This is a genomic window from Streptococcus peroris ATCC 700780, from assembly GCF_000187585.1.
Taxonomy (GTDB): Bacteria; Bacillota; Bacilli; order Lactobacillales; family Streptococcaceae; genus Streptococcus; species Streptococcus peroris.
In genome coordinates this window covers 1-13,036 of sequence record NZ_GL732463.1, presented here as the reverse complement: position 1 = coordinate 13,036, position 13,036 = coordinate 1, and the positions used below count along the sequence as shown (strand labels likewise).

Sequence of the window (13,036 nt, the reverse complement as noted above, 5' to 3'; positions counted from 1 at the left end):
CCTCCTACTTTCAAAACGTACTTCTATTATACTACAAAAGCTTCTTGACCGCAAAATTCCATCTAATACTATCCCCTCCCTGTCGCTTTCTATTTTACTTTTCTCCTAGATAAGGCTATAATAAGAAGTGCTTATTTTAGGAGGGTTTTATGTCATTTCTATCAAAAAATGGGGCTGGTCTCTCAGTCTGTCTTGTCATTTCTATCGTTTCTTGGTATTTAGGAAGTTTCTTTCCAGTCGTAGGAGCGCCTGTTTTTGCCATCTTTATAGGGATGATGCTTCACCACTTTCTCACTCCCTATAAACAACTGGATGCAGGCTTGACTTACAGCTCCAAAAAACTGCTTCAATATGCGGTTGTCTTACTCGGTTTCGGACTCAATATTTCACAAGTTTTTGCAGTTGGGAAATCTTCTCTTCCCGTGATTCTTTCAACCATTTCTATCGCCTTGATTGTAGCTTATCTCTTCCAGAGATTTTTTGACTTAGATACAAAGCTAGCTACCTTGATTGGTGTTGGTTCCTCTATTTGCGGAGGCTCTGCTATTGCTGCGACAGCTCCTGTCATTCATGCCAAAGAAAAAGAAGTAGCTCAAGCCATCTCTGTCATCTTTTTCTTCAATGTCATAGCTGCTCTTATCTTTCCAACCCTAGGAACCTGGCTACATCTCTCTAATGAAGGATTTTCCCTCTTTGCAGGTACGGCAGTCAACGATACCTCTTCTGTAACAGCTACTGCTAGCGCCTGGGACAGTCTTTATCAGTCTAATACTCTCGAAGCTGCAACCATTGTCAAACTCACTCGAACGCTAGCTATTATCCCTATCACTCTTTTCCTTTCATACTGGCAAAGTCGTCAAGAAAGCCATAAACAAAGCTTTCAAATCAAAAAAGTGTTCCCACTTTTTATTCTCTACTTTATCCTAGCTTCCCTACTAACTACTCTTCTTACCTCTTTAGGTATCAGTAGTAGCTTCTTCGCGCCTCTCAAACAACTCTCTAAATTTCTCATCATCATGGCAATGAGTGCTATCGGACTCAAAACCAATCTTATCACGATGGTTAAATCCAGTGGAAAATCTATTCTCCTGGGAGCCCTTTGTTGGATTGCCATTATCCTAACCAGTCTTGGGATGCAAACCCTTATCGGTATTTTCTAATACTCTTCGAAAATCAAATTCAAACCACGTCAACTTCATCTTGCCGTACTCAAGTACAGCCTGCGGCTAGTTTCCTAGTTTGCTCTTTGATTTTCATTGAGTATAACACAAAAGGTAGCCTGTAGGCTACCTTTTTATTGTTCAAGAATTAAGCGTGTATGCTCTCTCTTGATGCAACGATTCATGACGATATCATCGCATCCTCCAGCACGCAAAATTTCTGCTGCTTCCAAGCTTTCAAGTCCTAATTGAGCCCAGAAAATCCTTGCATCAGCCTTGAGAAAATCACGCGCAACATCCGGCAAGAATTCACTACGACGATAAACATTGACTATATCAACTGGAAAAGGAATCTCAGCTAGGCTAGCATAAGCCTTTTCTCCCAAAACTTCACTACCAGCTAATTTGGGGTTGACAGGAACAATTGTATAACCACGAGCTTGCATTTCCTTGGTCACTCGATTACTAGTTGTTTCCTCACGGTCAGACAAACCCACTACAGCAATTGTTTTGCTGGTCGCAAGGTATTGACGCACAACACCATCACTTGGATTGATAAATTCTTGAGTCATAATATTCCTCCTTTTTCATCAGTATACCACATTTTGAAAGGGTTTGCAGGGTTGCGCTCAAAAAGAAAATCAAAAATCCTCCCAGAATGAAAATATTACATTTTAGGAGGATTCATATAGTTTTTTAATTTTATTATCTTGTTGGTTTATACTGAAGTTCTTCACCATGTTGTTTGACAAAGTCAGTCATCTCTGAATCAGGAATTTGTCGAAGGTAAAGATTTGTACGAATCGTATCATCTTCTTCAAGGCAAGTTGAAAGAACCATATATTTATCTTTTGGAGACACTTTAACATTTGGTTTCTTAACTTTTGCCTCGTCATAAATAGCTGTCAATTGTTTTTCAAAATCCGCGTCATCTGCAAAAGAAGTACGATAAAAGGCTGTTGTTTCTGGAACTATAACCACTGCAATGGCTTCATAATAGTACTTTCTTTCCGGTGTTTCAATGACGACATAAGGATGTTTCTCGAAATAATCTTGACTACTGAAGTAATTCACATCCTTAAACATACGATGGTCAGGTACTTTACTTCCTCTAGCGTGACCAAATAACCATGTTAAACGATCACTAAAGTCTTTTTTGTTATCAGCATCCATAAAGACTGTTCCCATTAGAGGTTGATGCACACCTTCAAACGTTTTATCTAGATAAGTTGCGTTATCCGTTGTTTGAACGACCGGTTCATCTAACTGTGTGCCAGGAATATATACATAACCAACCGTTTCAGAGTTTGTTGCGAGCAAGCCTTTAAATTTATTAGCCAGATATTCTTTTTCTTCTGCACTAACAGTATAGGTCTGCTTAGGTGCTTCTTGAGCAACTTTTACATCAGTAACATTATTTTGTTTATCTGACTTTGGAGCTAGGAAGCTATTATAAACAAAGAAACCTCCAAAAACAATGACGACGAATGTAAGAATGGAAGCAATTATTTTACCGATAGGTGATTTTTTTATTCTAGAATGTTCACTCATCATTTTCTCCCTCATTATTTACCAAAAAAATCACTGAAACGAAGTTTCAGTGATTGGTTACTTCATTAAACAAATGAATTATTTAACTGCACTTGTTTTAGGAAGAGCTTTTTGACCTGCAGCTGCTGCAGCTTTTTTAGCGTCTTTAGCGTCAGCTTTCTTGTCAGCTTTCACGTCAGCTTTAGCGTCTTTAGCGTCAGCTTTAGGTGCATCTTTAACTACAAATTCACCTGGAATTGCTTTACCATTTTCATCCAATTTAGGTTCAACAGTTTCACCAGCTGCTTTAAATTTGTCTTTAGTTGATTCAGCATCAACATTGTTAAGACCGTCTTTACCGTATTGAGTAAGACCATATTCATCGCCTGTGAACACATCTGCACCTGTAAGTGATGTAGCATTGTCGTCTGCTGAGTTGTGTTGACCAGTGTTATCGGCAAATACTGGCGCTGCTGCTGTGAATACAGCAAGTGCTGCTACTGATGATAATAAAACTTTTTTCATTGTTTTATCTCCTCTTTTTTTAATTTTATTTCATGGGGGGCTACCCCACTACTCAGATTATATCACATATATTTAAGTTGTCAAGCTTTTTTAAATTTTTTTTATAATTTTTAAAAAAATAAGCAACATTCATTTTATTCTCGAAAATCAAGCTAAATTCTTGAAATTTTAGACTCAAAGGCAAGCAAAATCCGAACAATCTGTCTTGTAATTCCATTGTAACTCTGGATTTATCAGTTCTTCTTTGCGCTTTGCCACTAGTGATTCTAAAATAGTTTCTCGCTATTATTTTAAAAACAACTCAATCTGTTTGACGATACTTTTTAAATGGTCTTTTCCATATTAAACAATGGAGAAAGTGGGCGTTTTTCGTGGATACGGACAATGGCATCCGCCAAAAGGTGGGCGATAGAGATTTGTTCAATCTTGTCAATCAAACGGTCTTCTGGGAGGTAAATCGTATCAAGCACCACTAATTTTTTAATCGCAGACTTCTGGATATTATCCATAGCAGGCCCTGAAAGAACTGGGTGCGTACAGCTTGCGTAAACTTCAACAGCACCTGCTTCAGCAAGTGCATCTGCCGCATGACAAATAGTTCCAGCTGTATCAATCATATCGTCGATCAAGATACAAGTCTTGCCTTCTACCTTACCAATGATGTTCATCACTTCACTAGTATTCATCTTATCCACGCTACGACGTTTGTCAATAATGGCAATTGGAGTTTTTAAGAACTCTGCTAATTTACGAGCACGAGTCACCCCACCATGGTCTGGACTAACAACTACATAGTCAGAGCCAACCATCCCACGACGTTCAAAATAGTCCGCAATCAACGGAGCACCCATCAAGTGATCTACAGGAATATCAAAGAAGCCTTGAATCTGTGCAGCGTGTAAGTCAATGGTCAACAAGCGATCCACTCCAGCAACTTCAAGCATATTTGCAACAAGTTTTGAAGTAATCGGCTCACGAGCTCTCGCCTTTCTATCCTGACGTGCATAGCCATAGTAAGGCATGACTACATTAACAGACTCTGCACTAGCACGCTTCAAAGCATCCACCATGATTAAGATTTCAAGCAAATTGTCATTGACTGGTGAACTAGTTGATTGCAGGATAAAGACGTGTTTTCCACGGATAGATTCTTCAATATTGACCTGAATCTCTCCGTCTGAAAATTGGCGAACACTTGATTTTCCCAATTCCATTCCAATTTCTTGTGCCACACGCTCTGCCAATTCCCTATTTGAGGAGAGGGCAAATAGCTTTAAGTCAGAAAAAGACATGATTTCCTCCAGTATTTATGTATCGCTTGTGTTTTCCACAACACTTTTCCAACTACCATTGTAGCGCTTTTTTTTCAATTTTTCAATAAAAAATAAGACAAGAGTAGACTTTTATACCCTTGTCTTATGCTATTTTATATTAGTGATATCCAAGCGAAAATCTACTACCTTATCATCTGTATGATATACACTTTCAAATGGAACATTAGTATACTTCAATCATTCTTCCTGTGTCCACATCATAAACAGCCCCCGAAATAATGACATCATCTGGAATTAACGGACATTCTCGAAGCAATTTAATATCCTCGCGAACACTTTCCTCAACGTCTTGGAAAGGAAGAAAATCTTGACCAGATACATCAACTCCCAGTTCGCATTTTAAGTGCTCTTGAAAATCCTCATTATTGAAAGTTTGAGCACCACAGTCTGTATGATGGAGAACCACAATTTCTCTTGTTCCCATTTGTTGTTGGGAAATCACGAGGGAACGGATCATGTCATCTGTCACACGGCCACCCGCATTCCGTAAAATATGGGCATCACCCAGTGCAAGCCCCAAAGCTTGGGCAACATGTAAACGAGAATCCATACAAGTGACAATCGCTACTCTTGTTTTAGGTTTGATTGGAAGATTGAGTTCTCCGTGTAAGGCCACATAAGCCTGATTAGCCTGCATAAATTGTTCGAAATAGGACATGACAACACACTTTCTTACTTTCAAGATAATTTGAACACCAAATTATTTATTTTCTATCTTACCATCTTTTACCTCGTTTGTCAGCTTTCAGACTATATATAGAAAACTAGGACAGAGACATCCAGCAACTAACTTGGGGCCCTGTCCTAGTTTTTTTATTGTTATGAACCTTTTTGGATATACTTGTTAAGAGATCCTGCAAAGCTCTGAAGATTGAGGCTTTGTACATAAACCTCACCCGTACCTCGGAAGGTATTAACGACTCCTTCACCTGTACCGATAGATTGCCAGAAGCCATTTTCTAGATGGATATTATAGTCCAAAGACTGGTCCCAAGCAACCACATGGGCATTGTCGATCGTCATTTCTTGGTTTTGCAGTTCAATTTTCTTAATAGAACCAAAAGCATTGGCCAAGAGAGTCCCCTGACCTTGGGTTGTCATCACAAAGAGACCGCCTTGCCCTCCAAACAGAGCCTTCCCGATAGACTGGCGTTCCATGGTATAGAAGGCCGTACCATCAAGAGCTAGAAAAGCCCCATCATTCAATCGGTACTGCTTTTCACCTAGCTCAAGAGCAATCACTTGACCAGGAGTATCTGGTGCTAGAGCAAGGTTGCCGTTATCTGACTCTGCAACAGCTTGAGTAATGAAGGTGCTTTCGCCAGAAACCATCGAACGCCCCACAGCTTTGACAAAACGTCCCAAACCAGAACCGCTTGCATTGAGCTGGGTATTTAGACTTACATTGGGTGTATGGTAAACCATACTACCTCGCTGGATAAAGAGCGTTTCTCCCTGATTGAGCGACAACTCTACCAAAGGAAATTGCATGTGACTATCCATAGAAAATTTCATCAGAAATTCCTCCTTTTTTATAAATATTGGCTACAAAATGTTTTGCAATCTAAAACTAAGTTTAACTATTAGGAGAATACTTTTTTCAAGACTTCCTGAATAGTTGTCACCCCAATCACCTGAATTTCCTTAGGTGGCTTTATACCTGTTAGGGAATTTTTTGGTACATAGATTTTTGTAAATCCAAGCTTAGCAGCTTCATTGACCCGTTGTTCGATACGATTTACGCGCCGAATCTCTCCCGTCAAACCCAACTCTCCTACAAAACATTCCTGGGGATTGGTTGGCTTGTCCTTGTAGCTCGAAGCAATAGCAACTGCAACAGCCAGGTCAATGGCAGGCTCATCTAATTTGACACCACCAGCTGATTTGAGATAGGCATCCTGATTTTGAAGGAGTAAGCCTGCCCGTTTCTCCAAGACAGCCATAATCAGACTAGCGCGATTGAAATCAAGCCCTGTCGTCGTACGCTTAGCATTTCCAAACATGGTCGGCGTCACCAAGGCCTGCACTTCCGCAAGAATTGGACGTGTTCCTTCCATAGTCACAACGATGGACGAGCCGGTGGCTCCATCCAAACGTTCTTCCAGAAATACCTGACTAGGATTAAGAACTTCAACCAATCCACCTGACTGCATCTCAAAGATTCCAATTTCATTAGTGGAACCAAAACGGTTTTTGACTGCTCTCAGAATTCGGAAGGTATGGTGGCGTTCGCCCTCAAAGTAGAGGACCGTATCCACCATGTGTTCTAGCATACGCGGGCCCGCCAAGGTTCCTTCCTTAGTCACATGGCCGACGATGAAGATGGCGATGTTATTGGTTTTGGCCAACTGCATGAGCTCAGCCGTCACCTCACGTACCTGAGAAACTGACCCCTGCACCCCTGAAATCTCAGGAGACATGATAGTTTGGATAGAGTCGATGATGAGAAAGTCAGGTTGGATGCGCTCCACCTCAGATCGAACACTCTGCATATTGGTCTCGGCATAGAGATAAAATTCGCTATCAATATCACCTAAACGCTCTGCACGGAGTTTAATCTGTTGGGCCGACTCCTCTCCACTGACATAGAGAACCGTTCCCACATGAGATAACTGGGTTGATACTTGTAAGAGAAGGGTTGATTTCCCAATCCCTGGATCCCCACCGATAAGGACAAGACTCCCTGGTACCACACCTCCACCGAGTACACGGTTGAATTCCTCCATCTCAGTCTTGGTTCGATTGACATTAATAGAAGTTACTTCAGCCAATTTCATAGGCTTGGTTTTCTCACCTGTCAAGGACACACGCGCATTTTTGACTTCTGCAACCTCAACTTCCTCCACAAAAGAAGACCAAGACCCACAGTTTGGACAGCGTCCTAAATACTTAGGTGAGTTATATTCACAATTTTGACACACAAATGTCGCCTTTTTCTTTGCTATAATTCTAATCCTCTCATTATAAAATCTCTTATTGCTTTTACGTTACTAACTATCTCTTTTCAGCACAGTCAGTCCACCGTCATCCGCATGGACATAATACCGACCATCCGGACTAAATCCAAAAATATAGGGTAAATAACCTTTATAAATTTGAGTCCTAGTTTCTTTGTTCTCTTCCCAATAAATAGTTAAAATTGGATATTCCTCAGATTGGTCTTTATTCATTGTCACTCTGATATCTTTACCATTATCCAGAGGGAGACTTCCACCATATTGACCAGCGATAGGAATAGGATAATCATATCCCTCACACATGGCTACTAACTCTACCTCATCGTAATCTCCGTCTATCGGTGTTACTTGCCCATTTTCGCTGTCAATGATTGACATGTAGTCTGAAGAAATACACAGAATTTTATGATAGGCATCAGGGAGAAATGCTAGGTAAAGAAATCCTCCAATACTGATCTCATGCACCTTCTTATACCCTTGACAATTCTCTGCGGTAAAAGCTTGAAAATCCTTATAGCTCATTTCATTGTGCTTCTTTCTATATCTCTATCTCACACTCAATCACTTGGCAAAAATCAATCTTCTCGTCTGGTACAAATTGGCGCATGAGCATTCCGTGAGTTACAATGATAATAGTTTTATAATTTTTATATTTTTCCAAAGCTCTTAAAAAACGATGACGCATCTCTAGATCAGTTTCATAGCGATAAGGAGAATCTTCAGATAAACCTCCTTGATGTTTTAGATAATATTCATGAGCTACCAATACACTAGTTAAATCAGAGTTAGTGCCATCTAAGTCTGGACGCCACTCATGAAAAAACGGCTCTACAAATAAGTCCAATCCTGTTTCAACCGCTATATAATGGGCTGTTTCTAAGGCCCTCGTCACAGACGATGAAATAATAATCTCTGCCTTTCCAAAACATGCAGTTTTAGCAACTTCTTTTGCCAGACTGCGACCTTTTCTTGTCAATGGTGCTAAATCACGACCAAAACCACTATAGAGTTGCGGGTTTTCAAGTTTATCAAGCATACTATAATCTGGCTCTCCATGACGTACAAAGATAATCTTCATCTTAGTGCCCAGTTGATCCAAACCCACCAGTACGAACTCCCTCTGCCTCATCTCCATCTGCGATTAAAAATGGTGCAAAGACAGCCTGAACTACACGTTCTCCAACTTCAAGAACAACTTCTTGATCTGTGATATTCTTCATCTGAGCAAAGATATGTCCTTCATTTCCTGGGTTGCCATAATAGTCTCCATCAATGACACCAACTGAGTTAATCAAAACCAAGCCCTTTTTACGAGGATTTGAAGAACGGTCATAAAGATAAAGCACTTCAGTCGGTTGCATATAAGCCTTAACACCCGTTGGGACGAGAACAATCTCTCCTGGAGCAATCACAGTACGTTCTGCAACCTTTAAATCGTAACCAGCTGCATGAGCTGTCTCACGCTTTGGCAACAAATTTTCATCCGTAAAACTAGAAACTAATTCAAAACCACGAATTTTCATATTTTCCCTCTTTTTTAATCTTATATTCTAGGCTATTTTATCTTATTTATTCGAAAAAAGCACGAAAAAAGAGCACACAATTCACACTCGCTTAGGGCTGCTGGATTCCTCCCCTGACCCGCTTCACGCAGAACTGTTGCTCCACTAGTTATTATACCACATTCCCCTCTGTTTTTAAAGAGAAATTATTTTTTACGTCGATTTCGGAAAAAGTCTTGCATAATCGCTGCACACTCACTCTCTAAAACACCTGTCTCAACGTCCACACGATGATTGAGTCTCTCATCCGTCAAAATATCGTACAAACTTCCAGCAGCACCAAATTTCTGGTTTTTAGCCCCGTAGACCACGTTTGGAATCCGTGCGAGACCAATTGCCCCACTACACATAACACAAGGCTCAATGGTCACAAAAAGCGTACAATCCAGCAAGCGCCAACTCTCTTCGCTCAGATTAGCATCCTCTATAGCCATAATTTCTGCATGCATGACTGCTCGTTGCAATTCCTCGCGCGCATTATGGCCTCTCCCGATGATTTTTCCGTCCTTGACAATCACACAACCAATCGGGATTTCATCATGTTCTAAAGCAATCTCTGCCTCTTTTAAGGCCTCTCTCATAAAAGCTTCTTTTTCTTCAAGCGTGTAATTCATCTCTTCTCTCTTCCTAGCTATCAATTCTATCATTATAGCATGTTTTCCTAGACAAAAAAAGAGCTCTATAATATTTGCAGAAACCAACTTTAGATAGTATTCAATCTCTGGTTTGTAGAAATAATGTTATAAAAAGAGTATAATGGTAGCAAAATTTAGAGAAACACTAGAAATCATGAACTGAGAGTAATGGAGACAACTGATACAGAATGTCCAGATCTGTCGGAAGATTTTTAACTATAAGTCTCCAAGAGATGATTATCCTGAGATTTAAATAATAAACAAGATGAAAGGGTAAATAATGAAATTAGAATTCTTACAGGATGAACCAAAACTTACCTTGATATTTCCATATAAAGATACATTTAATAGAGTAGGGGGACCATCCATGATATCTATATCTGTTATGATTCTCTGGATTCTGAAGCGTCTGATGACTTACAATACTGATTTTGCAGACAAGATTGTTATGGCGGTAGCGCTGATTTATGCTCTCCTCCTTATATGGTTTATGGGGTATTATCTCTTCATAAATGGAGTAAAATTAGAAATTTATAAAAACAATATTGTTCAGTATTATACCTATAGCAGTAGAGGCCACAGCCTATTACATTATCAATTTGGACTTCAAGATATCGAACAAATAACCATTAAAAAGCGTCCTTTTAATTGCGTAAAGTTAAGCATAAAAATTAGAAATCCTATTTTTTTGGAAGGACATGAAAAAAAACTAAATAAGCTAGTCAGAGTCAGTATCATCACAAACAAACTAAAAGCAGATGCTTTTATGCACGAAATGAAGCGATTTCAAAGTGATAAATCAGATAATCAAGTAAGCTGATTCAGAAAAAACTCAAGTTTGTCTAACTTACAAATTCTCAAGAAAATAGTTCACTGAAGAGGCTGGGATCAGAAATCCCAACCTCATTTTTTCTTAGTTATGCGCCTTTGATGTGATGGCAAATTGAACGATTTGTTGGTATTTGAGAATTCAAAAAGCTTCTTTTACCAAAACTTCTTTTCTCAATTCACAACTTTAACCAATTTACCCAAATGTTAAAACCTCGCAGATCTGGGTGTACCAAATCGAGAGTTGGTCTAAAGATTTCTGTCCCACTGTTTTTTTCTTTGTCTTAAAAGTAAAGAAGCCACCTAAATATGACTTAAAAGCTGACAAAAAAAGCCACCGAATGCGGTGACTTTATAGGGAGATTATTATGAAAAAGAAAAGTTTAGGAAATTTGTTACAACAAGTTAGGAGGTCTTCTTGTAACTATCTATAGTATATCCGACCTGTCTTAAACAAATCTTAAAAAATCTCCTATGACCAAACACTTTCTAAAATATTTGTTTGATCACGATCAGGACCTACTGAGAAGGTTGAAATACGAACACCCACCAATTCGCTAACACGGCGAACATAGTTACGTGCATTTTCAGGAAGATCTTCCAAAGTACGTACTCCAGTGATATCTTTAGACCAACCAGGCAATTCTTCGTAGATTGGTTTACAACGTTTCAATTGTTCGAGACTAGCTGGGTAGTAATCAATACGTTGACCATCAAGATCATAAGCTACACAGATTTTTACTGTATCCAATCCACTCAAAACATCGATAGAGTTCAAAGAGAGATTTGTGATACCAGAAACACGACGGCTATGACGCATAACAACTGAGTCGAACCAACCCACACGACGAGGACGCCCAGTAGTTGTTCCATACTCATGCCCAACTTCACGGATACGATGTCCAACTTCATCAAATAGTTCAGTTGGGAAAGGACCGTCTCCTACACGACTAGTATAGGCCTTACATACACCGACAACCTTATCGATTTTACTTGGGCCCACACCAGAACCGATAGTAACACCACCAGCAACAGGGTTTGATGAAGTAACAAATGGATAAGTACCTTGGTCGATGTCTAACATAACACCTTGTGCACCTTCAAAGAGAACACGTTTACCATTATCAAGTGCATCGTTCAAGATTACGGAAGTATCAGTCACATATTGCTTGATTTGTTGGCCATACTCATAGTATTCTTCAAAAATATCATCAATTGAAATAGGTTCACTATCATACAATTTTACAAATTGACGATTTTTCTCAGCAAGGTTACGTTCTAAACGTTCACGGAAAATTTCTTTATCCAAAAGATCCGCAATACGAATTCCAACACGAGCTGCCTTGTCCATATAGGCTGGGCCAATTCCTTTAATTGTCGTCCCAATCTTGTTATCGCCCTTAGCTTCTTCTTGAAGACGGTCTAACTCAATATGATAAGGCAAAATTACATGTGCACGATCAGAAATACGTAGGTTATCCGTTGTAACTCCCTCTGCATGAAGGTATGCCAATTCATTGACAAGAGACTTAGGATTTACAACCATACCATTCCCAATTACAGAGATTTTTTCAGGGAAGAAAATACCAGATGGAATCAAGTGCAATTTAAATTTTTTCCCATCAATAACGATAGTGTGCCCTGCATTGTCACCACCTTGGTAACGAGCAATCACTTCCGCATTAGCTGAAAGAAAATCTGTAATTTTTCCTTTACCTTCATCACCCCATTGGGTACCTACAACAACAACTGAAGTCATATTTTCGTCTGAGCCAAAAGGCTCGTCCTTTCTCATATACATGGTGGGACTTTCACCCACAATTATATCTTACAATTTATTATAAGAAAAAAACACCATTTAATCAAGAATAAACAATAGAAAAGATTAGGGTTTTCCTTCAATTTATAATTAAAAAAAGGCCAATTTAAAGCTTATTCTATATATTTTTTTCTAACCATAAACTAACGTTCGTAATAAATGGAAATTAACTATGCTTACTAGCAATATGTAAATCGATGTCCCAGTAAACGATTTAGGTAGATACGATAAGCAGCCCTAAAATGGCAGAGAATAAAATCCTTCTCATCTTTTATCCTAAAGCGAATTAAGTAATAAAGAAGAAATTTTAAATGAAGCGACTCCCAATCGTCACTTGTCTGAACTAAAAACGAATATTCCTTTTCAACCTGTTTTAGGAAATGGAAACAATAGTCATAATAATTTTGAAGCATATAAAAAACCTTTCTTATTGATAAAACAAGTTTATCAGAAAGGTTAACAAAAGAAATAAAAAATCCTGTATCGTAAAAAATAAAAGCTAAAATAACTTAAAACAAAAAAATGAAGTAAAAATAGATGTGAAAATGATACAAAACTATTATACCTATTTCAACAAAATAAAAAAACGTTCCGTAGAACGTTTAGTACTCCGCCAGTAGGACTCGAACCTACGACATCATGATTAACAGTCATGCGCTACTACCAACTGAGCTATGGCGGATAAG

General features: G+C 38.9%; 15 protein-coding genes, 1 tRNA gene and 1 other RNA gene. 2 read left to right on the top strand and 15 right to left on the bottom strand.

What is annotated here, in order from left to right:
* Nucleotides 1-149: 149 nt before the first annotated feature.
* A complete protein-coding gene (locus HMPREF9180_RS01930; protein ID WP_006144612.1) occupies nt 150-1,160 on the top strand; it encodes a YeiH family protein in 1,011 nt (336 codons plus the stop codon).
* 134 nt (nt 1,161-1,294) lie between these two features.
* Here the strand turns inward: HMPREF9180_RS01930 and HMPREF9180_RS01925 are convergent, their stop codons facing one another.
* The 12 genes from HMPREF9180_RS01925 to tadA form a co-directional block, all read right to left on the bottom strand.
* Nucleotides 1,295-1,732 carry a CoA-binding protein gene (locus HMPREF9180_RS01925; RefSeq protein ID WP_006144611.1) on the bottom strand — a complete coding sequence of 146 codons (438 nt, stop codon included), beginning with the start codon at nt 1,730-1,732 and terminating at the stop codon, nt 1,295-1,297.
* 133 nt (nt 1,733-1,865) lie between these two features.
* Nucleotides 1,866-2,711 (bottom strand): class B sortase, LPKTxAVK-specific, encoded by an 846-nt coding sequence (gene srtB, locus HMPREF9180_RS01920; protein ID WP_025168554.1) that lies wholly within the window; start codon nt 2,709-2,711, stop codon nt 1,866-1,868.
* Between the two features lie 78 nt (nt 2,712-2,789).
* Nucleotides 2,790-3,215, bottom strand: coding sequence for an LPKTxAVK-anchored surface protein (locus tag HMPREF9180_RS01915; RefSeq protein WP_006144608.1), 426 nt, complete (start codon nt 3,213-3,215; stop codon nt 2,790-2,792).
* A gap of 323 nt (nt 3,216-3,538) precedes the next feature.
* Nucleotides 3,539-4,507, bottom strand: coding sequence for a ribose-phosphate diphosphokinase (locus HMPREF9180_RS01910; protein WP_006144606.1), 969 nt, complete (start codon nt 4,505-4,507; stop codon nt 3,539-3,541).
* A gap of 205 nt (nt 4,508-4,712) precedes the next feature.
* Nucleotides 4,713-5,207, bottom strand: a complete 495-nt coding sequence (locus HMPREF9180_RS01905; protein ID WP_006144605.1) for a beta-class carbonic anhydrase — start codon at nt 5,205-5,207, stop codon at nt 4,713-4,715.
* A gap of 161 nt (nt 5,208-5,368) precedes the next feature.
* Nucleotides 5,369-6,064: a TIGR00266 family protein gene (locus HMPREF9180_RS01900; RefSeq protein WP_006144603.1), complete on the bottom strand. Its 696-nt coding sequence runs from the start codon at nt 6,062-6,064 to the stop codon at nt 5,369-5,371.
* 68 nt (nt 6,065-6,132) lie between these two features.
* Nucleotides 6,133-7,497 (bottom strand): DNA repair protein RadA, encoded by a 1,365-nt coding sequence (radA, locus tag HMPREF9180_RS01895; RefSeq protein WP_154645136.1) that lies wholly within the window; start codon nt 7,495-7,497, stop codon nt 6,133-6,135.
* Between the two features lie 42 nt (nt 7,498-7,539).
* Complete coding sequence (locus HMPREF9180_RS01890) at nt 7,540-8,028, bottom strand: hypothetical protein (RefSeq protein WP_006144600.1); 489 nt, start codon at nt 8,026-8,028, stop codon at nt 7,540-7,542.
* A gap of 16 nt (nt 8,029-8,044) precedes the next feature.
* Entirely contained in the window at nt 8,045-8,584 is a 540-nt protein-coding gene (locus HMPREF9180_RS01885; RefSeq protein WP_025168553.1) for a histidine phosphatase family protein, read from the bottom strand.
* Between the two features lies 1 nt (nt 8,585).
* Nucleotides 8,586-9,029: a dUTP diphosphatase gene (locus HMPREF9180_RS01880; RefSeq protein ID WP_006144598.1), complete on the bottom strand. Its 444-nt coding sequence runs from the start codon at nt 9,027-9,029 to the stop codon at nt 8,586-8,588.
* A 54-nt stretch (nt 9,030-9,083) separates the two neighbouring features.
* Nucleotides 9,084-9,182, bottom strand: an RNA gene (gene ffs / locus HMPREF9180_RS10060) — signal recognition particle sRNA small type.
* Nucleotides 9,183-9,214: 32 nt separating this feature from the next.
* Nucleotides 9,215-9,682, bottom strand: a complete 468-nt coding sequence (gene tadA, locus HMPREF9180_RS01875; protein ID WP_025168552.1) for a tRNA adenosine(34) deaminase TadA — start codon at nt 9,680-9,682, stop codon at nt 9,215-9,217.
* Nucleotides 9,683-9,983: 301 nt separating this feature from the next.
* Between tadA and HMPREF9180_RS01870 the strand changes: the two genes are divergently transcribed.
* Nucleotides 9,984-10,523 carry a hypothetical protein gene (locus HMPREF9180_RS01870; protein WP_006144596.1) on the top strand — a complete coding sequence of 180 codons (540 nt, stop codon included), beginning with the start codon at nt 9,984-9,986 and terminating at the stop codon, nt 10,521-10,523.
* Nucleotides 10,524-11,003: 480 nt separating this feature from the next.
* Here HMPREF9180_RS01870 and HMPREF9180_RS01865 read toward each other — a convergent pair whose 3' ends face one another.
* The 3 genes from HMPREF9180_RS01865 to HMPREF9180_RS01860 all read right to left on the bottom strand — a co-directional run bounded on the left by HMPREF9180_RS01865 (nt 11,004) and on the right by HMPREF9180_RS01860 (nt 13,032).
* Nucleotides 11,004-12,290, bottom strand: coding sequence for an adenylosuccinate synthase (locus HMPREF9180_RS01865; RefSeq protein WP_025168551.1), 1,287 nt, complete (start codon nt 12,288-12,290; stop codon nt 11,004-11,006).
* 239 nt (nt 12,291-12,529) lie between these two features.
* Nucleotides 12,530-12,763 carry a sigma(X)-activator ComW gene (gene comW, locus HMPREF9180_RS10405; RefSeq protein ID WP_025168550.1) on the bottom strand — a complete coding sequence of 78 codons (234 nt, stop codon included), beginning with the start codon at nt 12,761-12,763 and terminating at the stop codon, nt 12,530-12,532.
* A gap of 195 nt (nt 12,764-12,958) precedes the next feature.
* Nucleotides 12,959-13,032: transfer RNA gene (locus HMPREF9180_RS01860), tRNA-Asn, on the bottom strand.
* Between the last annotated feature and the right edge of the window lie 4 nt (nt 13,033-13,036).